The sequence below is a fragment of the Christensenella timonensis genome (assembly GCF_900087015.1).
In the GTDB taxonomy this organism is placed as follows: domain Bacteria; phylum Bacillota; class Clostridia; order Christensenellales; family Christensenellaceae; genus Christensenella; species Christensenella timonensis.
In genome coordinates, this window is sequence record NZ_FLKP01000002.1 from 1,244,942 (window position 1) to 1,264,773 (window position 19,832).

A 19,832-nucleotide genomic window follows, 5' to 3' on the forward strand; every position below is an offset into this window, starting at 1 on the left:
ATGGCAAGGATATATAAAAGTTTACCGGAACTGATTGGGAAAACGCCGCTTTTGGAGCTCACGAATTACGAAAAAAAACACGGATTGAAGGCAACAGTTCTGGCAAAGCTGGAATATTTCAACCCGGCGGGAAGCGTGAAAGACCGGATTGCCCGGGCAATGATCGACGAGGCGGAAAAAGCAGGCAGGCTGAAGCCGGGCGCGACGATCATCGAGCCGACGAGCGGGAACACGGGGATCGGGCTGGCGAGCGTGGCCTCGGCACGGGGATACCGCACGATCCTCACCATGCCAGAGACGATGAGCGTGGAGCGCAGGAACCTGTTGAAGGCGTATGGCGCAGAACTGGTGCTGACGGAAGGGACAAAGGGGATGAAGGGCGCGATCGCGAAAGCGGAAGAGCTGGCAAAGGAGATACCGAACTCCTTTATCCCTGGGCAATTCGTAAACCCGGCGAACCCGGCGGTACATAAGGCGACCACGGGGCCGGAAATTTGGGAGGACACGGACGGCAAGGTCGATATTTTCGTAGCGGGCATCGGCACCGGCGGGACAATCACCGGTACGGGTGAATATTTGAAATCGAAAAACCCGGAAATCAAGGTAGTGGCAGTGGAACCGGAGGCGTCTCCTGTGCTTTCAAAGGGTACGGCGGGGCCGCATCCCTTGCAGGGCATCGGCGCGGGGTTTGTACCGGATGTACTCGATACAAAAATTTATGACGAGATTCTTACCGTAAAAGGCGAGGATGCCTTTGAGACAGGCAGGGAGCTTGCGAGGAGCGAAGGCGTGTTGGTAGGTATCTCTTCCGGCGCTGCGGCCTGGGCGGCGTTACAGCTGGCACAGCGGAGCGAAAACGCGGGTAAGACGATCGTCGTATTGTTGCCGGACACGGGCGAGAGGTATTTGTCCACGCCCATGTTCGCGGAAGAATAAGAAGCGAGCTGGAAATAAAAAAAGTCCGGGATTCTTTCCCGGACTTTTCTATTTCCGATATTTTCAGTATTCCTCGTTCAGGAAAACCTTGTATTTGCTGTTCTTTAGGTCGTAAAACTCGATCAGGTGATCCTGGATCGCCCGGGAATATTCCTCTTCATTGCGGTTCATCAAGGCGCGGATGATCGGATCGTGATGGGAGATGTTTTCTTTTTTGAAGCCGGGGCGCGCATACTCGATGGACTGGTAAAAGCAAATCCTCTGGTACAGCTCTTTTTGAAAGCGAAGCAGGATAGGATTACCCGCGATCTCGGCCAGCTCGTTGTGGAAATGGGCGTCAAAAATGATACGGTTGAAGATGTCTCCCTTTTTGGCATACTCCTCGCACATGTCCGCAATCTCGGCCAAACGCTGGAAATCTGCGTTGCTGCCGTTGTAGATCGCCAGCTTCCCGGCGAGCAGGTCGTTGCTTAACCGCACCATCCCGATGTCGTGGATATCTTCTTTGGTAAAGGAGATCACCTCGGCAACACGGTTCGGTGAAATGTTTACCATTCCCTCGGCCGCAAGGATGCGGATCGCCTCACGGATCGGCGTACGGCTGACGTTGAGCATTTCAGATATCTTCTCTTCCGGTACTTTGCCGCCGGGCTTGATCTCCTGGCGGATCAGCATTTCCATGATATGGTCATGAACATATTGTGCAAGATTGATTTTTATTTTGTCTTTCTTCTCATTCATATTTGTCCCTCTTGGCGCTACTATTTTTACATTTGCCTGCAGTACCGATAAACACATTCTTGCATATTCTGCAGCTGACTGTCAAGTATCCGGCGCAGCATCCCCCCTTATTGGTAAGCAAAAAACCCTTGGCCTGTCTTGCGGCCCAGCCTTCCCGCGCGTACCATTTTGCGCAGAAGGGGATGCGGGCTGTATTTGTTGTCCCCAAATTCACCCTGTAACACTTCCATGATCGCCAGGCAGATATCGAGCCCGATCAGGTCGCCCAATGCAAGCGGCCCGATGGGGTGGTTGGCGCCCAAACGCATGGCGGCATCAATGTCCTGTGCGCTGGCAATGCCTTCGGCATAGATAGCGACTGCTTCATTGATCATAGGGATCAATAGCCTGTTGACCACAAAGCCCGGCCCTTCGTCGACGGGGACGGGAGTCTTGTGGATCTCGTTTGCAATCGCAATGATGGATGCGGCCGTCTGGGGGCTGGTCTGCATGCCGGCGATGACTTCCACAAGCTGCATAACGCCTGCCGGATTGAAAAAATGCATACCGGCGCACCGCCCTTTTTCTTTGAGGACGGATGCAATTTGCGTAATGGAGATCGAGGAGGTATTGGAGGCCAATATGGCATCCGGCGATACGATGGACTCAAGCGCCAAAAACAGGTCTTGTTTGGCCTGCAAATCTTCATATATGGCTTCTATGACAAGGGAGCTTTGCACGCACTGCTCCAGATGGTCCGTCACTGTCAGCGAAACCATGGCCTGATCCATTTCTTTTTGTGACAGCTTTTCTTTTTGCACAAGCTTTGCCATGGCGGAGATTATCTTCTCTTGTCCCTGACGGGCGAGCGCCATGGAATTGTCCGCGAGGACGACCTGCCAGCCGGCCTGCACGAAAACTTGTGCAATCCCGGCGCCCATTGTTCCGGCGCCAATCACACTCATGTTTTTCATCGCGTTATTCTCCTAAAAAATATTCTGCCTTTTTCTTATGGAGGAAATGATCCATGCCTGTCCTCTGATCCTTTGTCAGGAACAATTGCGCAAACAGCATGTTCTCCATGGCGGTATCCTGCGCTGGCCTCATGGAACGTTTGGCGGCTTTGACCGCGAGGGGCGCGTTGCGGCTGATTGCCTCGGCAAGGCTGCAGGCGTATCCCATCAGCTCCTCCGGCTTTACGACATGGCTGACGATTCCGCATTGCTGTGCTCGGATGGCGTCAACGGCTTTTCCGGAAAATATCATTTCTGCCGCCGCGGCGTATCCGGCGATCCGGGATAGCCTTACGGTACCGCCAAAACCGGGGATCACGCCGAGGGAAGTCTCGGGAAGTCCAAAAACCGCATTTTCAGCAGCAATCCTGATATCACAGGCAAGCGCGAGCTCCATGCCGCCGCCGAGGGCGAAACCGTTTACCGCTGCGATCACGGGTATGGGAAGCGTTTCAATGTCTTGCATAACGGCACAGCCTTTTTCCGCAAATGTTTTCGCGCCGGAAAAATCCATGTGTTCCATTTCGGCAATATCCGCCCCTGCTGCAAAAGCCTTTTTGCCCGCCCCGGTGATGACGAGGCAGCGGGCGAGGGGATCGCGCCGGATCTCATGCAATCCTTCAGATAATTCAGCGATCATAGCCTTATTGATCGCATTGAGCTTATCCGGACGGTTGAGCGTCAGGATGACAACGGTGTCTTTCTTATCGATTGTCAGTGTATCCATATCATTCACACAATTCAAAGACCGTGGCTTCGCCCATGCCGCCGCCGATGCATAAGGTCGCAAGGCCGCGTTTGGCGCCCCGCCTGTTCATTTCATGGAGCAGCGTTACGGCGATCCTTGCGCCCGAAGCACCGATTGGGTGTCCGAGCGCGATTGCGCCGCCGTTGACGTTTACGATCCCGGGAGATAGCCCAAGTTCCCTGATAACAGCCAGTGCCTGCGAGGCAAACGCCTCATTGGCTTCCACCAGGTCGATATCACGAAGCACAAGCCCCGTGTTTTTAAGCGCTTTTTGTACGCTGGGGACAGGGCCCATGCCCATATATGCGGGATCCACCCCCATAGAAGCGCTGCCCAGCCATTTAGCCTGTGGTTGCAGACCGCTTTCCCTTAAGAATTGTTCTGAAACGAGCAAAAGCGCGGCTGCCCCGTCGTTGATGCCGGATGCATTTCCGGCTGTTACTGTCCCGTCCTTCAGAAAAGAGGGACGGAGCTTATGAAGGGACTCGAGGGAAGCGCCCGGCCTGATATATTCATCTTCTTCAAAGAGCCGGGGAGCAGTGCGGGGCGGGGATATTTCCACGGAAACGATCTCCTCCCGGAACCGTCCGCTGCTCTGGGCCGCATACGCTTTTTGCTGTGAGGCAAGAGCAAAGGAGTCCTGTTGTTCACGCGTGATTCCGTATTTTTGCGCGATGTTTTCGGCCGTGACCCCCATATGATAATCGTAAAAGGCATCCCACAGGCCGTCATGAACCATAAGGTCTGTTAAATCCAGATTTCCCATTTTATGTCCCCAGCGCAGATCAGCCGCATGCGGGACGCGGGACATGTTTTCAAAGCCGCCCGCAACAATGCAATCTGCCTGTCCTGCCTGTATCAGCGCCGCGCCCAGATTGACGGACGTCAATCCGGAACCGCATACTTTATTGATTGTCAGGGCGGGGACTTCCATAGGAAGCCCGGCGGCGATCATGGCCTGGCGGGCAGGGTTTTGCCCCTGGCCCGCCTGCAGGACGTTGCCCATGATGACCTGATCGACCTGCCCGGCAGGGAGGATGGTCCTGTCGAGCAAACTGCGGACGACGGTTACGGCAAGCTGTACCGCGCTGACTGACTTTAAGGAACCCCCGAAGGAACCGATCGCCGTCCGGCAGGAATTTAAGATATATACATCTTGCATGCTGCGTTACCTTTCTTTTCTGGCGATGACCGCCCTTACTTTCTGGGCAATGTTTCCGGCGGTCAGGCCAAATTTATCCTTCAGGAAGTCGACGGAACCCACTTCACCGAAGTGGTCATGGATCCCCACGCGCTCCAGCGGAACGGCGCAGGTTTCGCCGACGACCTCTGCCACCGCGCTGCCAAGGCCGTTGATGATGTTATGGTTTTCCGCCGTGATAATCGCACCTGTCTTTTGTGCAGCGGCTTTGATGGCTTCGCGGTCGATCGGCTTGATGGTAAACACATTTAAAATGCGTACGGATATCCCGTCCTTTTGCAGCAGGTCGGCGGCTTTGACCGCCTCGGCGACCATGATCCCACTGGCAACGATGGTTGCGTCGGAGCCATCGCGGATCAGGGCGGCTTTACCGATATCGAAGGTGGAGCCGTCTTCAAAGATCTTTTCCGCATTTTTGCGTGAAAGGCGGATGTAATACACGCCGGATGCTTTTTCCAGCTGCCTGACGATATCTTCCAGCATTACGGAATCTGTTGGTTCGATCACCGTAAGGCCTGGGATACCGCGCATGATGCCCATATCTTCAAAGGGCATATGGGTCGCGCCGTTAAAAGCCGCCGTTACGCCGGGATCGCTGCCGATGATGCGCACATTTGCCTGCGCAAAAGCACAGGAAACGAATACCTGGTCGGCCACGCGCCGTGAGGCAAAACAGCCGAACGTGTGGACATAAGGGATCTTACCGAGCGTGGACATACCGGCAGCAGCACCGATCATGTTTGCTTCCTGTATCCCGCAGTTGATGGTACGTTCCGGAAACCTGTCGCGGAAAGGGAGCATACCGATCGAATTCATCAGGTCTGCGTCCATGGCGACGATATTTTTGTTATGTTCGGCAAGGTCGATCAATACTTTGCAATAGACGTCGCGCATCGCGGTTTTCTCTGTGGATACGCTCGTACATACTTTATAATTTGCCATTTCAAACCCTCCTTAGCAGCCAAGCGCCGCGAGCGCCTGATCCACCTGTTCTTTGGTGAATGTCATATGGTGGTTAAACAGGACGTCCTGCGCGAACGAGCAGCCTTTTCCCTTGACAGTGTCCATAATGACCATACTGGGCCTGTCCGTTTCAGTTTTGGCCTGCCTGATCGCCGCTGTGAGCGCTTCTGTATCATGTCCGTCACACTCCAGCGCGTTCCAGCCAAAGTCCTCAAACTTTTTGCGCAGGTCGCCAAGGTCACAGATATCCTTCGTATAACCATCCAGTTGTTTTTTGTTGTAATCTACAAAAGCGACGAGGTTATTGAGATGGTGCTGCGGGGCAAATAATGCGCCTTCCCATACCTGCCCTTCGTCACATTCGCCGTCGCCGAGCACAAGGAAGGTGCGCGCATCCATTCTATCCATTTTTTGTGCCAATGCGATACCGATGGCAGTGGACATCCCCTGGCCAAGCGAACCTGTACTCATATCCACACCGGGGGTCTTATTCCTGTCGCAGTGGCTGGGCAGGAGGGTGTTGCCCGTATTGATGGTGGCCAGTTCCGAAAGGGGGAAATAACCTTTTAAGGCAAGCGTTGCATACAATGCAGGGCCTGCGTGGCCTTTGGAAAGGACGAAACGGTCACGGTCGAGCTTTTGGGGATTTTGCGGATCGATTCTCATTTCCTGGCCATACAATACGGCAAGGAGGTCGGCTACGGACATGCAGCCGCCAATATGGCCAAAGCCAAGGTGTCGGAACGCTTTTAATGTTTCAATGCGTATTTGTCTGGCAAAAGCTTTGATCTCTTCATTGCTACTCATGTTTTCTCTCCTTAAAATGCGCTTACTTCAGCATCTGCTTCAAAGCGATGTTTTTGGTTTGTGTATATTCGTCAAGCGTCTGCGTTACGCCTTCGCGCCCGATGCCGGTCATTTTATATCCGCCGAACGCCAGATGAGAGCTCCGGTAGTTCCCGCAGCCGTTGATCACGCAGGTACCTGCTTCTATTTCGGTCGCGACCTTGAGGGCTGTACAGATATCCGGCGACATCACGCCGCTTGACAGGCCGTAAGGAGCGTGGTTGGCGATCTCGATCGCCTGTTCGGCCGTATCAAAGCCGATGACAGGGAATACAGGCCCGAAAATTTCCATGTCGCCCGCAATGTCCATATCCATCGTGACATCCGTCAGCAGGGTAGGTTCAAAATAAGTCGTATCGTAGCGCTTGCCGCCATAAAGGCAGGTCGCCCCTTGACCGATCGTTTTTTGCACCTGCTGCTCGACATCCTTTGCCGCTCGTTCGCTGATCAAGGGGCCGTATACCGTTTCAGGATCGAGCGGATCACCGACCTTCAGCCCTTTGAGCGCCTCAAGCAATTTTTGGGTATATGCTTCTTTGATGCTGTTCTGGATGATCAGGCGTTTGGTACCGCAGCAGGTCTGGCCCGCATTGCTTGCCCGCCCGGCCAGCGTTTCCGCGACAGCCTGGTCGAGGTCGGCGCCTTCAAAGACGATAAGCGGATCGTTGCCGCCCAGCTCCAAAAATACATGCGTCAGGTTTTTTGCGCCGTTTTGCATGGTTTCGACGCCTACGGCCGTGCTCCCTGTCAGGCTGATGGCGTCGATCTTCGGGCTTTCCGCGATCTGTTTTCCGATCCGTGCCCCGCTGCCCGTCACGATTTGGGCGGCTGCGCCCGGAACGCCTGCCTCCAAAAGGAGTTGCGTGAGGAAGATGTTGCACATAGGCGTATCGCTCGACGGCTTGATGATGACGGCATTGCCCATCACGAGGGCCGGAGCCACCTTGTGCGCATAGAGTTCGACCGGATAGTTGAAGGGTACGACGCACGCAACCACGCCGAGGGGCTCTTTAAGCGTGAAAATGATATCGCCTTTTACCCTTGCTTCGGAATTGAAGGGAAGCGTTTCGCCTCCGTAATTTTTTGCTTTTTCGCAGTAGGATTCAAAAATCCCCATACACGCTTTCGCTTCGTCAATACAGGATACCAGCGTTTTCCCGCTTTCCGCACTGATCATTTTGGCAAAAGTATCGAGATTTTTGTCGATCAGCGAAACGAATTTGCGCAGGATCGCCACGCGTTCAAAAAGGACAACGTCCCGCCATTCCTTTTTTCCCAATTGTGCAGCGTCTAGGGCTGCTTCCACATCCTGCGGTGTTGCCGAAGGAACCGTATCAATCAATTCCATCGTCGCCGGATTCCATACCTCCAGGGTCTTGCCGTCGCTGGCATCTGTCTGTTTTCCATTAATGAGCATTTTCATAATAAAGCACCTTCCTTTTTATATAGTTTATTTTTGTCACCTGTGATGGTCATGGGATCAGGTAAATTTTATATCCTTCCTTATTGGCAAACATGTCAAAAGCTTTTTCCCATTGGTCAAGCGGCATACGGGCGCTGATGAGATGCTGGACTTTATCGAGCTTGCCCTGGGAAGCCAGTTTTAGCAGGATATCCCACGAAGTCCGCTCCGTTGCATAGCTGACGGAAAGGACAAGTTCTTTGCACAGGATCTTATCCATATCGACTGGTATGGGCTTGCCGTATAGACCGACCTGTGCCAAATTTCCTGTCTTTTTGAGCAGGTCGATACATATATCAAGGGAAGGGGCGGCGCCCGCACACTCGTAAGCGACGTCCACACCGTTTACGGTCGCGTTTTCGACCAGCTTTCTAAGTTCTTGCGGATCGGAGGAAACGGCGTCGGCGCCCAGTTGCCTGGCAAGTGCAAGCCGCTGTGCATCCTGAGGCGTACCGGACATGATGACATAGGCTCCCTGCATTTTGGCGACCAGCATGGTAAGCTGGCCGATCGTCCCCGGGCCGGAAACAAGCACGACGTCGCCGGCTTTTACATGCGACTGTTCAATGACGGCACGTATCACGCACGCAAGCGGCTCTGCAATGGCCATCGTATCGTTGCCGGAAACGTTACCGGGCAGTTTGAAGGCCAGCTCGGCGGGGATTACCATATATTCGGCCATGGCGCCGTTGACGCCGGAACCGATCGACCGGCGCTCGTTGCAAAGCATCAGCAGGCCCTCACGGCAATATTTACACTGGCCGCAGGTAACGGCGGCAGTCATTGAGATGATCTGGTCGCCCTTAGAAAAACCGGAAACATTGCTGCCTACGGCCTCTACCGTGCCGGTGTACTCGTGTCCCAATATGACCGGGGGATAGTAAGTATATTCGTCGTGCATCAGATGGATATCCGTGCCGCAGATGCCGGCGGCCATGACCTTGACCAGGAGCTCGTTTCCTTTTGGTACAGGAACAGGGAGGTCACGAATCTCCATTCCTTGACGGCCTTCTGCAAATTTTACCAAAGCTTTCATAATTTTCTCCTAAATAAATAATTGTAGTGGGATACTGATAAAAACTGGAAATATTAAGGAACGTCCGCTGCTGCCTGATAATATGTGATGGTGAAAATATGTATACAATTAGCGGAATATAATCTTTAAACAACTTGATTGTATATCATAAATTTAAATAATGCAATAGCAAATTGTGAAAATTTCAGAGTATAAAAGTGTATTATATATTGACAAAATTGAAAAATAGACTATGATGAAATTAAATATTTTCATAAAACATATATAATTTTCATAAAAATAAAAGAACAAATTGTGGAGGGAAGGAAATGAAAATTTCTTATAACGAAGCGACGGCAGCCAATTGTTCCAGCCTGCAAAAAGACCTTGTTCTGTGTGAAGAGAACGGATTCGATTATATTGAAATCCGCGGAGATATGCTTCTCGATTACCTGGCGGAAAACACAGCAGCGGCATTGAAGGATTTTTTCAGCCGCAGCCATTTACAACCCCATGCGATCAATGCGCTTTATACATATGCGGATATGTTCCATCCGCAAAGAGCGGATATCGCACGTGACAGGGCATTATGCGCGTATTTCCTTGCCTGCTGTGAGATCGCGTATCAGATCGGCGGCCATTACTTTATTGTTGTACCCCACCTTCTGGATGACGGCAACAATATTTATTTGCCGCACGACCCCAATACTGAAGCTTATCCATATACCAAAGAAAAGGTGATGGAGGATTCTGTACGAATATTGAGGAAGCTGGCCGCCATGGCGGAGCAATACGAGATGAATTTGGCTTGGGAGCCGGTGGGCAGCATGGGCTGTGCGGTGAGGCGCGCGCAGGACGCCATGGAGATCATCAGCACGACCGGATGTACCAATGTGGGGATTGCCCTTGACCCTTTCAATTTATATCTGGATGGCAAGCACAATGATTTTTCATATTTGGCACGGATACCCCGCGAAAAAATTTTTGCCGTACACATCAATAATTGTGATTCCCTGCCGCTGGGAACGCTTGACCATTGCCACAGGAGGTTTGTAGACGAGGGAGAGATCGACCTTCACAATTATCTGGAGAATATCAAAAAGACAGGCTATGACGGTATGGTATCCATCGAGACATTCCGCCCGGAATATTATGAAATGGCCCCGCAAGACGTGATCAGGAGGGCCTACCTGACGACAAAAGCGCTTATTGAGGAACAACTGTAAGCAATCGTAAATGCGTTTTTTCTGAAAAAATATCGCAAATGAATTATTATAACCAGAAAATAATATACAATTTTCTGAAAATATATTGACAAACGAAAAAATGTATATATAATTACTTTTTAGAATCCCAAAACAATTTTGATATATCAAACGCTCCGTCTTCTAAGTTTTTCATCTTTGTATTATATGAATCGTTGTTGCCATATATGTTTTGCAACTCTTGGACTATTCAAATTTTATGAAAACTATATTTAAGAAAGGAGAAACCAATGCCATTCATTGATATCCGTACGACAAAACCTGTCCCAGCAAAAAAAAGCGAGGCCATAAAGAGCCGGATCGGCAGGATCATCGATATTATTCCGGAAAAGAGCGAAGCCGTCCTGATGATAGATATCAACGATCGCTGCAATCTCTTTTTCGGAGGCAAAAAGCAGGAGTGTTGTTATATGGCTGTAAACCTGCACCATGAAGCGCCGATGAAAAACAAAAAAGAGCTGATTGAAAAATTGTTTGTGATCGCTGCATCGGAGCTGGAGATCGAACGGCAAAATATTTTTATCACTATCAGCGAATTCCCATATTGGGGGGCAAACGGACAATATATATAACGTGGATGGCGAAAAGCCGCGCGTTATCAGGAAATTAGAGGAGGTAAAGGCTTTGAAAGACATTATGATTCATTTTCCGACAAAAGTTATGATTGGAGAGGGGATGCTGAAACGCCTTGGCGAAGAAGCCGGCGCAGTGGGGACAAAAGCATTCGTATTGTATGATCCGTTTTTAAAAGGCTCGGCGACATTGCGGGCGATCCTGGATGATTTGCAGAAGAATGGCGTGGCATATACGGAATTCGACGACGTCGTCCCAAACCCGAGAAACACGACGATCGACCGGGGAGCCGAAATCTGTGCGCAGGAAAAATGTGACGTAGTGATCGGGATCGGCGGCGGCAGCGCCATCGATTCTGCCAAGGCAATTGCGCTTGTTATGACGAACGGCGGGACGTGCTGGGAATACACGGAACGCCAGAACGAGTATGTGCACAGGCCGGAAAAACCCTCACTGCCGTTGATAGTGATACCGACTACGGCAGGGACGGGCACAGAGGCGACGCCGTGTTCGGTCATCAACAATCCGTCGCTTAAGAGAAAATGCACGATCATCAATCCGGCGATCTATCCGACGGTATCGCTGATCGATCCGTCGCTGATGGTATCCATTCCGCCGCTTAGTACGGCGCTCACAGGGATCGATACCTTTGCACATGCTTTTGAGGCATACATCTCCAAAAATTCAAATGAATGGACGGATACGATCGCCTTGCGCTCCATCGAATTGTTCGCGCGTTCGATCCGGGCAGCGGTAAAGGATGGTTCAGACATCGATGCGCGTTATAATATGGCGCTTGCATGTATGTTGGGCGGATGGTCGATCGCACAGGCGGGCGTGACCCTGCCGCATGCACTGGGACAGCCTTTGAGCGCTTTTACAGATGCGCCGCACGGTGGAACACTGGCGGCCTGCCTGGTACAGATCATTGAGTGGACGCTTCCTTACGGGGAAGAAAAATTTGCGAAGGTAGCGGAAATATTCGACCCGTCACTCATAGGGAAAGACAAAGCGCAGCAGGCAGCGGCGCTGCCGGGGCTGCTGCATAAGCTGTATGAAGATATCGGCGTGCATGTTTCCTTTGGCGGTTATGGCTTGAAAGAAGAAGAAATCCCTGCGTTTGTCGATCTGGCTTACACAGCTTTCAAGCAGGATATCGATGGACATCCGAAACCGACCAGCCGCGAGGACGTAGAACAGCTGGTACACCAATGCATGTAATATGAGGGGGAAAAGGCTATGACAAAATCAGAATTGGCAAAAAAGAATTTCAGCGATGGTTACAACTGCGCACAGAGCGTAGCGCTCGCTTTCGCGGAAGACGTTGATATGGATGCGGCAGCACTTGCGCGGCTGGCGAACGGTTTTGGCGGCGGGGTGGCATGGACGGACAATATCTGCGGGACGGCTTCGGCGATCGCGATTATCCTGGCCCTTAGGAACGGGAAGGAAAGACCGGAACAAACGGACAGGCAGCTGCACACCTATGAGCTGGTCAACGCGGCGATCAAGGAATTTAAGGACGCGTTGGGAAGCGACCAGTGCAGCGTGCTCCTGGGGTATAACCTTTCCGACCCGCAGGAACGGGAAAAAGCGGGGGAGGCCGGGGCTTTCCATCCGACATGCGATGCTTATGTGGCAAAAGCGGCGGAGATCATAGAAAAATATCTGGCAATGTAACAGATACCCTTAAGCAGTAGGGATCATGGCGGAACAAAAGGAGAAGGTATGAAAAAGATAGTGATTGTGGGCGGCGTGGCCGGGGGAGCCGGTACGGCGGCAAGGATGAGACGGCTGGAAGAAGATGCGCAGATCATACTGCTCGAGAAAGGGGATTACATTTCCTTTGCGAATTGCGGCCTGCCATATTATATTGGCGACGAGATAGAGGACCGGGACGATCTGCTCGTCATGACAGTAGCGGGGATGAAGGAACGTTTTGACATCGATATCAGGGTAAAACATGAAGTGTTCTTAATAGACCGGCAAAAGAAAACCGTGTCGGTAAAAAATTTGATAGACCAAACGACCTATGACGAAGCGTACGATATCCTTGTTTTATCCCCGGGATCGACGCCCTTCATCCCCGATATCCCGGGTATCGTCGACAAGGCGGTATTCACATTGTGGAATATGTTCGATACGGACAGGCTGAAAGGCTATGTGCTGGAAAACAAGCCACAGAAAGCCGTCGTGGTGGGCGGCGGGTTCATCGGCCTGGAAATGGTGGAGAACCTGCGCGCGCTTGGGATAGACGTCACCTTGGTGGAAATGCTCGACCAGGTAATGCCGAACATCGATTTTGAAATGGCACAGATCGTGCATATGTCCCTCAAAAAACATGACGTTCATTTGAAGCTTGGAAGAAGATTGAAAAACCTGGCCCGCACAGACGGGCAGCTTGCCGCTACGCTGGACGACGGCGAGCGGGTGGAAACCGATATGGTGATCCTGGCGGTGGGAGTACGCCCGCAAAGCGACCTGGCCAAACAGGCAGGGCTTGACTGCGGGGAAAAGGGCGGGATCGTCGTAGATAAATTCCTCCGGACGAGCGACGACAACATTTATGCATTGGGCGATGCGGTCGAGGTGCGCCATCTGATATCCGGAAAACCGGCGATGATCCCCTTGGCGGGGCCTGCCAATAAGCAGGCGCGGATTTGCGCCGACAACATCCATGGCGACAATATCGCTTACAGGGGAAGCCTGGGGAGCTCGGTCGCGAAGGTGTTTGAGCTTACGGTTGCGTCGGTCGGCCTCAATGAACGCCAGCTTCAGGAACTGGGTTGGAAGGAAGGAGAAGAATACTTTGTGGCAAAAACACATGCGTGGTCGCACGCTACCTATTATCCGGGTGCGACGCAAATGGCGCTCAAGGTATTTTATGGGCCGGACGGGATGATCCTGGGGGCAAGCGCGGTCGGTAAAGACGGTGTGGACAAACGGACGGACGTAATTGCCACAGTCATGTATTTCGGCGGAACGATCTACGACTTAGGACGTTTGCAGCTATGCTATGCGCCTCCGTATTCATCGGCCAAAGACCCGGTCAATATGATCGGTTTTATGGCGGAAAACAATTTGAGCGGGAAGTGCCGGTTTATTTCGTGGGACAAGATCGACGGGCTGGATCCGGAAAAATATACCGTGCTGGATGTGCGTGAGGACAGCGAAGTGGCACGCGGTATGATCGAGGGAGCAGTACATATCCCGCTGGGACAGCTGCGGAAACGGATCGCAGAACTCGACCGGGACAAAACGATCGTGGTATGCTGCGCGATCGGGCTGCGGGCGTACGTTGCCTGCCGGATCCTGATCGGACATGGGTTTGATGCGATCGACCTTTCCGGCGGGTATACGACTTACAGTATGGCGCACAAAGAAGTATGAGCAACATAAAGATTCATAAAGTCGGAGAAGAGGTGGAAAGATGCAAAACAGTGAGCTGTTGGCAGAAATGGAGAATATATCGATCAGCTTCGGCGGCGTCAACGCGTTACAGGATGTACGTTTTGACTTAAGGCCCGGGGAGATCCATGCGCTGATGGGGGAGAACGGCGCGGGGAAATCAACGCTGATCAAGATACTTTCCGGCGTATATACAAAGGACGAAGGAACGATCAAGCTGCATGGGGAACCGGTGAACATACAGGATCCGAAGCAGGCAAAAGAACAGAAGATATCAGTCATTTACCAGGAGTTTGCCCTGGCGAAGGACTTGACAGTTGCTGAAAATATCTTTATCGACCATCTGGGACTGGGCAAAAAATTTATCAACTGGCATGAACTCAATAAAAATGCAAGAAAGCTCCTGGATCGGCTGGGATTTTCAAACATCAATGAAAAGCAGCCGGCGGGAGAGCTTAGCGTGGCTTGCCAGCAGGTGGTGGAGATTTGCAAATCCCTCTCCCGGAAAACGGAAATATTGGTTCTTGACGAGCCGACGGCCGTGTTGGCTTCCAATGAGATCGAACAGCTGTTCCAGTTGATCAACGGCCTGAAAAATGAAGGCGTGGGCATTATCTATGTATCGCACCGACTGGAGGAGATCTTTAAGATTTCAGACCGTATCACTGTTTTAAAAGACGGGCAGTATGTAAAAACGGTGAACACAAATGAGATCGACGAACATACCCTGGTCAATATGATGATCGGCCGTGAGCTGACGGATTATTATCCCAAACGGAATGCAAAGATCGGGGATATCGTCTTTGAAGCGAAGAACATTTCCAATGGTATCGCGGCGAAAAATGTTTCTTTCCATGTGCGTGCGGGCGAGGTACTGGGCTTAAGCGGACTGGTTGGCTCCGGACGGACGGAAACGGCAAGGGCGATCTTTGGCGCAGACAAAAAGGACAGCGGCGAGGTCTACCTGTACGGCAAGAAGATCAAGACCGATTCGCCATGGGAATCCGTAAAACAGGGGATCGGTTTTCTGGTCGAGGACAGGAAGAGCCAGGGGGTATTGCTCGACCTGTCGTGCAGGATCAATATCACGATGTCTTCCATTCGGAATTATCGGAAATCTTTTGACGTGATCGATACGCGAAAGGAAAAGAAACGCGTGCAGGAATTGATCGACCAATTGAAGATCAAAACGGCGGGACAGGAAGCGGATGTCAAATCGCTTTCGGGCGGCAACCAGCAAAAGGTGGCTTTCGCGAAATGGATCGCCAGTAATTCTAAAGTGCTGATCCTGGACGAACCGACGAGAGGCGTTGACGTCGGGGCAAAGATCGAGATATACAAGATCATCAACCAACTGGCGGAAGAGGGGATGCCCATCATTATGATATCCTCCGAAATGCCGGAAATCATCGGCATGTGCGACCGCGTGATCGTGATGCATGAGGGCGTGGTGGCAGGAGAGATCGAGAGCCAGGAAATCTGTGAAGAAAAACTAATACATTTTGCAATGGGGGTAGGTTGACATGAACGAACAAAGCTTGGAGAAAAAATTTAGTTTGAAGGATATTTTTATCAAATATAATGCGATTTTGATCCTGATCATCCTGATCGTGGTTTCCACCCTCTTGTCGCCGGTGTTTTTGACGCCCGGCAATATCTTCAACCTGCTGCGGCAGAACATGCCGCTGCTCATTATATCGATGGGGATGCTGTACGTGATCCTGACGGGCGGCATTGACCTTTCCGTAGGATCGATGGCGGCTGTCGGCGGCATGGTGCTTTCCATGGCGCTCACCTCTTGGGGGTTAAACAGCGGAGGGGGCTTGGTGCTGGCGCTGATCCTGGCTTTCGTACCGGGCATCGTACTGGGGGCTGCGAGCGGCGCGCTCATTGCATATGTGAGGGTCGCCCCATTCATCGTAACATTAGCCATGATGACGATCGCAAAGGGCATGGCTTTCATTTTTACCAATGGACAGCCGATCAGGTGGCCGCAGGATACGGCAGCGACATCCGCGCTGATCAGTTTTGGCAAGGATTCCGCACTTGGTATCCCATGGCCGGTGCTGCTGGGCGTCGCCGTATTCGTGGTATTCCTCCTGATTACGAAATTCACTGTGTTCGGCAGGATGATCATCGCGACGGGCTCGAACGAAACTGCGGTGAACCTGTCCGGGATCAAGGCGCAGAAATACCAGTTCAGCGCGTATGTGATCAGCGGCTGCATGGCTGTTTTGGGAGGCATTTGCATGACGGCCCGCACAGGTATGGGAACGCCCATCACCGGCGACGGGTATGAACTGGACGCCATCGCTGCCTGTGTCATCGGCGGCGCAAGCCTTTCGGGCGGCAAGGGAAAAGTGGTGAATACGCTGATCGGCGTAATGATCCTTGCACTCATTACCAATATCATGAACCTTTTGAGCGTGCCGGCCTATCCGCAGCAGATCGTCAAAGGCCTTGTCATCATCGGTGCGGTCGTGCTCCAGAAGGTAGGGGCGAGCGATAAGAATACGGCAGTATAAACAGGGCGCAAGGAAAAGGAGAGTGCAAAATGCTATTAAAAGATAAGATCGTAGTGATCACAGGCTCGACGCGGGGAATCGGCAAGGGTATTGCGATCCAGTGCGCAAAGGAAGGCGCGAAGGTGGTCGTGAGCGGAACGAACCCCAGGTTGGTCGAAGAGATCAAGCCGGAATTCCAAAAAATGGGGTATGAGATCGAATCCTTCGTATGCGACGTGACAAAGCGACAAGATGTGGAAAAACTGATGCGCTGTTCGTGTGAAGCGTATGGCGGGATCGATGCGCTGGTGGCAAACGCGGGCATCACGGACGTCATCCAATTCGATAACCTGACGGAAGAACACTGGGACAGGATGATCAGTATCAACTTAAAGGGCGTTTACCTCGCAGATCACGCCGTGCTGCCATACTTAAAGGAAAACGGCGGCGGCAAGATCATCAATATCAGTTCAGACTGCGGCGTAGAAGGATGGGGATTCCATTCTTCGTACAGCGCAGCAAAATTTGGCATACGCGGCCTGACACAGGCGCTGGCAAAGGAACTGGGAAAATATAATATCAATGTAAATGCAGTATGCCCAGGTATTATCGATACGGATATGTGGAAAGAGGGGGATGCGATGTCCTCCCATATCACAGGCGATCCACTGGGGAGCTCATGGCAGGCAAATGTGGACAGGATCCCGCTTGGCAGGGCTGGTAAGCCTGAAGATATCGGCAAAGCGGTCGCGATGCTGCTTTCCGGATATGCGGATTATATCACGGGGACGACGCTGATGGTAGGCGGCGGGAGTGCGGTCAACTGATACCGTTACTCCCGCCCGTATCAGGGAGAAGCTGCAAATGGACATCATAAAAGAAACGATCAAAAACCTTCAAAAAAGGCGCTTTCACGCTTACTATGCAAAAGACGGCGGTGAAGCAAAGGAACAGGTGCTGGCGCTGATACCGCCGAAAAAAAGCGTAGGGATCGGCGGCTCGATGACCATCCGGGGACTTGGGTTGTATGAAGCGCTGAAAGAACGGGGAAATACGGTATGGTCGCACTGGCTGGGAGAGGAGACCTTTACAAAGGCCCAATTTGAAGGCGAGCGTACTGCAGATATATATCTTTGTTCCAGCAACGCGGTGATGGCAAAAGGAGCGCTCGTCAACACGGACGGGCTGGGAAACCGCGCCGCTTATATGTTCCACGGGCCGGAAACGGTCGTGTTGGTCTGCGGAAAAAATAAAATCGTCAGCGGCGGTTACGAGGAAGCGATCAAGCGTGTTAAAAACATTGCCGCCCCGCAAAACGTCCGCAGGCTCGGGTTTACGAAAAACCCATGCTACGGCACCGGCAGGTGCTACGACTGCTATTCCCAAGACCGTATATGCAGCGTGACGACGATCATCGAAGAACCGACAAAAGAACCTTTTGCGCGGGAATACCATATCATTTTAGTAGACCAGGAACTGGGGTTTTAAGTTTATCACATCAAAATGAAATACAGCCACAAACGGAACGGCAGCGCAGGGCTGCACAGTTGCGTCAGTTTTCCCTATAACAAAAATAGGGTGAGAATACAAATACCATGGAGGTAGGAAAATGAAAAAGATGAGCAAGGTAATGTCGATCGTTGTCGTAGTTGCACTGTGTGCAGCGCTGTTTGCCGGATGTACGACGACCGCTCCGGCGGAAGACTCACAGGCTCCTGCGGCGAGTACGTCCGCAGAGTCCGCAGCACCTTCTGTGGAAGCATCCACAGAAGGCTCTGCAGAGGCATCGCAGGCGGCAGGGAGTACGAGTTCCCACGAGATCTATTCCAAGCTGCCCAACTCTGCGCTGTCCGGCGTGGTCGACCCGAACATGCCCAGCAGGGCGGATGTAGACAAGGCATGGCCGAAAACACCCAAGGATCCGAACAAGATCGTCATTGGCTGGACAGAGATCAACCAGGACAATGACTGGTTTATCGGCGTACGGGACGCGGCGGTAGCATTGTGCGATCAATATGGTTTCCAATTGAATTTCATGAATGCCGACAATGATGTAAATACGCAGAGCCAGCATATCGATACGTTTATTTCGCAGGGCGTGGATATCATTGTGGTTGACCCGATCAACAATGTAGGCCCGGTGGAAGATATCAAACGCGCTGTGGAAGCGGGTATTCCCGTAGTCTGTATCGGGACAGTACCGGAAGACTGCCCGATCCTCACGACAGTAGCGCCCAATGGGTTTGAACTGGGATTTGAAAGCGGCCAATATATTGCCAAACAATTTGACCCGAACGAAGAAATCATTTCCTCGTTGATCATCGGCGTGATGGGCTCGTCCGCATCGGAAAGCCGCTTGTGCGGGATGATCTCCGGTGTGCTTTATGGACGTGCAGAGGCAAAGGGAAATGCTTATGCAAGTAAAGAAGACGCATGGCTGGAAGGCTTCAATGCTTTTTCGGGCGTACAGCAGAACGGGACGTACGACAACCCGGACCTGGGCTTCAAGATCGTTGCCTGGGGAACGGGGAACTGGACGGTAGAAGGCGGCCTGGCTGCAGCAGAGGATATTATCACGGCGCATGGCAGCGAGATGAACCTGATCATGCCGGATAATGACTTTATGGCAGTGGGAGCAATCACGGCGCTGCGCAATGCAGGCCTGCAGGATTCCATCAAGATCGGCACTTCAGCAGACGGCACGGTCGAAGGAATGGACATGATCAAGAGCGGCGAGCTCCTCTGCACGGGCGCAATGTCCGGCCCGCAAGCAGGCGCGGCGGCAGTCGAGTTCATCAACGATATTTTCAACGAGGGATACGATCCGTCGAACCTGCCGCTTGGGTCTTACTTCCCGGCGAACATCATCACTGCGGAAAATATCGACGAGTTCTATCCGACAGACAAGACGGGATTCGACGCGAAATTCTATAAGACGCCGCAGTTTGTTTTCCCCAAGACGGTCGATGAGATCAAGGCGGAAGCTTCAAAATAAGGAAGAGAACTGACAAACCAAACCATACGGACAGGGACATTCTTTGATTGGATGAGGCATGCCGGGGAACGGCATGCCGGCCCTGCCGTGTCGGAAACTTTGAAAATTTCATAGAAACGGATCAAGACACAAGGCGGATCAAACTACCTGTGCGACAGCAACCGTACTCCTTAAAATCCATAT

19 protein-coding genes are annotated in these 19,832 nt (G+C 52.1%); 11 read left to right on the forward strand and 8 right to left on the reverse strand.

Annotation, left to right across the window (positions count from 1 at the left end; genetic code table 11):
* Entirely contained in the window at nucleotides 1-936 is a 936-nt protein-coding gene (gene cysK, locus BN6471_RS07305; RefSeq protein WP_066647145.1) for a cysteine synthase A, read from the forward strand.
* Nucleotides 937-999: 63 nt separating this feature from the next.
* On the opposite strand, the gene BN6471_RS07310 is transcribed toward cysK, so the two are convergent.
* The 8 genes from BN6471_RS07310 to BN6471_RS07345 form a co-directional block, all read right to left on the reverse strand.
* Nucleotides 1,000-1,677, reverse strand: coding sequence for a GntR family transcriptional regulator (locus BN6471_RS07310; protein ID WP_066647149.1), 678 nt, complete (start codon nucleotides 1,675-1,677; stop codon nucleotides 1,000-1,002).
* 107 nt (nucleotides 1,678-1,784) lie between these two features.
* Nucleotides 1,785-2,630: a 3-hydroxyacyl-CoA dehydrogenase family protein gene (locus BN6471_RS07315; RefSeq protein ID WP_066647150.1), complete on the reverse strand. Its 846-nt coding sequence runs from the start codon at nucleotides 2,628-2,630 to the stop codon at nucleotides 1,785-1,787.
* Between the two features lie 4 nt (nucleotides 2,631-2,634).
* A complete protein-coding gene (locus tag BN6471_RS07320; RefSeq protein ID WP_082903394.1) occupies nucleotides 2,635-3,396 on the reverse strand; it encodes an enoyl-CoA hydratase/isomerase family protein in 762 nt (253 codons plus the stop codon).
* 1 nt (nucleotide 3,397) lies between these two features.
* Nucleotides 3,398-4,579: an acetyl-CoA C-acetyltransferase gene (locus tag BN6471_RS07325; RefSeq protein WP_066647154.1), complete on the reverse strand. Its 1,182-nt coding sequence runs from the start codon at nucleotides 4,577-4,579 to the stop codon at nucleotides 3,398-3,400.
* A gap of 6 nt (nucleotides 4,580-4,585) precedes the next feature.
* Nucleotides 4,586-5,560 (reverse strand): transketolase family protein, encoded by a 975-nt coding sequence (locus BN6471_RS07330; protein WP_066647157.1) that lies wholly within the window; start codon nucleotides 5,558-5,560, stop codon nucleotides 4,586-4,588.
* A gap of 12 nt (nucleotides 5,561-5,572) precedes the next feature.
* Nucleotides 5,573-6,388, reverse strand: a complete 816-nt coding sequence (locus tag BN6471_RS07335) for a transketolase (protein WP_066647160.1) — start codon at nucleotides 6,386-6,388, stop codon at nucleotides 5,573-5,575.
* Between the two features lie 22 nt (nucleotides 6,389-6,410).
* On the reverse strand, nucleotides 6,411-7,850 hold the full coding sequence (locus BN6471_RS07340) for an aldehyde dehydrogenase family protein (RefSeq protein ID WP_066647163.1): 1,440 nt from the start codon (nucleotides 7,848-7,850) through the stop codon (nucleotides 6,411-6,413).
* Nucleotides 7,851-7,899: 49 nt separating this feature from the next.
* The gene (locus BN6471_RS07345; protein ID WP_066647166.1) at nucleotides 7,900-8,925 is read right to left on the reverse strand and encodes a zinc-dependent alcohol dehydrogenase; all 1,026 of its coding nucleotides are present in this window, start codon (nucleotides 8,923-8,925) and stop codon (nucleotides 7,900-7,902) included.
* Between the two features lie 308 nt (nucleotides 8,926-9,233).
* Between BN6471_RS07345 and BN6471_RS07350 the strand changes: the two genes are divergently transcribed.
* The 10 genes from BN6471_RS07350 (at nucleotide 9,234) to BN6471_RS07395 (ending at nucleotide 19,649) form a co-directional block, all read left to right on the forward strand.
* Nucleotides 9,234-10,130: a sugar phosphate isomerase/epimerase family protein gene (locus BN6471_RS07350; protein WP_066647174.1), complete on the forward strand. Its 897-nt coding sequence runs from the start codon at nucleotides 9,234-9,236 to the stop codon at nucleotides 10,128-10,130.
* 269 nt (nucleotides 10,131-10,399) lie between these two features.
* Nucleotides 10,400-10,741: a tautomerase family protein gene (locus tag BN6471_RS07355; RefSeq protein ID WP_066647176.1), complete on the forward strand. Its 342-nt coding sequence runs from the start codon at nucleotides 10,400-10,402 to the stop codon at nucleotides 10,739-10,741.
* A 52-nt stretch (nucleotides 10,742-10,793) separates the two neighbouring features.
* Entirely contained in the window at nucleotides 10,794-11,963 is a 1,170-nt protein-coding gene (locus BN6471_RS07360; RefSeq protein ID WP_204213237.1) for an iron-containing alcohol dehydrogenase, read from the forward strand.
* An 18-nt stretch (nucleotides 11,964-11,981) separates the two neighbouring features.
* Nucleotides 11,982-12,422: a C-GCAxxG-C-C family protein gene (locus tag BN6471_RS07365; RefSeq protein ID WP_066647178.1), complete on the forward strand. Its 441-nt coding sequence runs from the start codon at nucleotides 11,982-11,984 to the stop codon at nucleotides 12,420-12,422.
* A gap of 48 nt (nucleotides 12,423-12,470) precedes the next feature.
* Nucleotides 12,471-14,132, forward strand: a complete 1,662-nt coding sequence (locus BN6471_RS07370; protein WP_066647181.1) for an FAD-dependent oxidoreductase — start codon at nucleotides 12,471-12,473, stop codon at nucleotides 14,130-14,132.
* Nucleotides 14,133-14,172: 40 nt separating this feature from the next.
* The gene (locus tag BN6471_RS07375) at nucleotides 14,173-15,672 is read left to right on the forward strand and encodes a sugar ABC transporter ATP-binding protein (RefSeq protein ID WP_066647184.1); all 1,500 of its coding nucleotides are present in this window, start codon (nucleotides 14,173-14,175) and stop codon (nucleotides 15,670-15,672) included.
* Nucleotide 15,673: 1 nt separating this feature from the next.
* Entirely contained in the window at nucleotides 15,674-16,675 is a 1,002-nt protein-coding gene (locus tag BN6471_RS07380) for an ABC transporter permease (RefSeq protein WP_066647186.1), read from the forward strand.
* Nucleotides 16,676-16,704: 29 nt separating this feature from the next.
* Nucleotides 16,705-17,481, forward strand: a complete 777-nt coding sequence (locus tag BN6471_RS07385) for an SDR family NAD(P)-dependent oxidoreductase (RefSeq protein WP_066647188.1) — start codon at nucleotides 16,705-16,707, stop codon at nucleotides 17,479-17,481.
* Nucleotides 17,482-17,518: 37 nt separating this feature from the next.
* A complete protein-coding gene (locus BN6471_RS07390) occupies nucleotides 17,519-18,142 on the forward strand; it encodes a lactate utilization protein (protein ID WP_066647193.1) in 624 nt (207 codons plus the stop codon).
* A 121-nt stretch (nucleotides 18,143-18,263) separates the two neighbouring features.
* A complete protein-coding gene (locus BN6471_RS07395) occupies nucleotides 18,264-19,649 on the forward strand; it encodes a sugar ABC transporter substrate-binding protein (RefSeq protein WP_082903395.1) in 1,386 nt (461 codons plus the stop codon).
* Nucleotides 19,650-19,832 lie beyond the last annotated feature (183 nt).

Bases quoted from the DNA above. Each gene is read 5' to 3' on its own strand.
- cysK (WP_066647145.1), top strand. From the start codon at position 1: ATGGCAAGGATATATAAAAGTTTACCGGAACTGATTGGGAAAACGCCG.
- BN6471_RS07310 (WP_066647149.1), bottom strand. From the start codon at position 1,677: ATGAATGAGAAGAAAGACAAAATAAAAATCAATCTTGCACAATATGTT.
- BN6471_RS07315 (WP_066647150.1), bottom strand. From the start codon at position 2,630: ATGAAAAACATGAGTGTGATTGGCGCCGGAACAATGGGCGCCGGGATT.
- BN6471_RS07320 (WP_082903394.1), bottom strand. From the start codon at position 3,396: ATGGATACACTGACAATCGATAAGAAAGACACCGTTGTCATCCTGACG.
- BN6471_RS07325 (WP_066647154.1), bottom strand. From the start codon at position 4,579: ATGCAAGATGTATATATCTTAAATTCCTGCCGGACGGCGATCGGTTCC.
- BN6471_RS07330 (WP_066647157.1), bottom strand. From the start codon at position 5,560: ATGGCAAATTATAAAGTATGTACGAGCGTATCCACAGAGAAAACCGCG.
- BN6471_RS07335 (WP_066647160.1), bottom strand. From the start codon at position 6,388: ATGAGTAGCAATGAAGAGATCAAAGCTTTTGCCAGACAAATACGCATT.
- BN6471_RS07340 (WP_066647163.1), bottom strand. From the start codon at position 7,850: ATGAAAATGCTCATTAATGGAAAACAGACAGATGCCAGCGACGGCAAG.
- BN6471_RS07345 (WP_066647166.1), bottom strand. From the start codon at position 8,925: ATGAAAGCTTTGGTAAAATTTGCAGAAGGCCGTCAAGGAATGGAGATT.
- BN6471_RS07350 (WP_066647174.1), top strand. From the start codon at position 9,234: ATGAAAATTTCTTATAACGAAGCGACGGCAGCCAATTGTTCCAGCCTG.
- BN6471_RS07355 (WP_066647176.1), top strand. From the start codon at position 10,400: ATGCCATTCATTGATATCCGTACGACAAAACCTGTCCCAGCAAAAAAA.
- BN6471_RS07365 (WP_066647178.1), top strand. From the start codon at position 11,982: ATGACAAAATCAGAATTGGCAAAAAAGAATTTCAGCGATGGTTACAAC.
- BN6471_RS07370 (WP_066647181.1), top strand. From the start codon at position 12,471: ATGAAAAAGATAGTGATTGTGGGCGGCGTGGCCGGGGGAGCCGGTACG.
- BN6471_RS07375 (WP_066647184.1), top strand. From the start codon at position 14,173: ATGCAAAACAGTGAGCTGTTGGCAGAAATGGAGAATATATCGATCAGC.
- BN6471_RS07380 (WP_066647186.1), top strand. From the start codon at position 15,674: ATGAACGAACAAAGCTTGGAGAAAAAATTTAGTTTGAAGGATATTTTT.
- BN6471_RS07385 (WP_066647188.1), top strand. From the start codon at position 16,705: ATGCTATTAAAAGATAAGATCGTAGTGATCACAGGCTCGACGCGGGGA.
- BN6471_RS07390 (WP_066647193.1), top strand. From the start codon at position 17,519: ATGGACATCATAAAAGAAACGATCAAAAACCTTCAAAAAAGGCGCTTT.
- BN6471_RS07395 (WP_082903395.1), top strand. From the start codon at position 18,264: ATGAAAAAGATGAGCAAGGTAATGTCGATCGTTGTCGTAGTTGCACTG.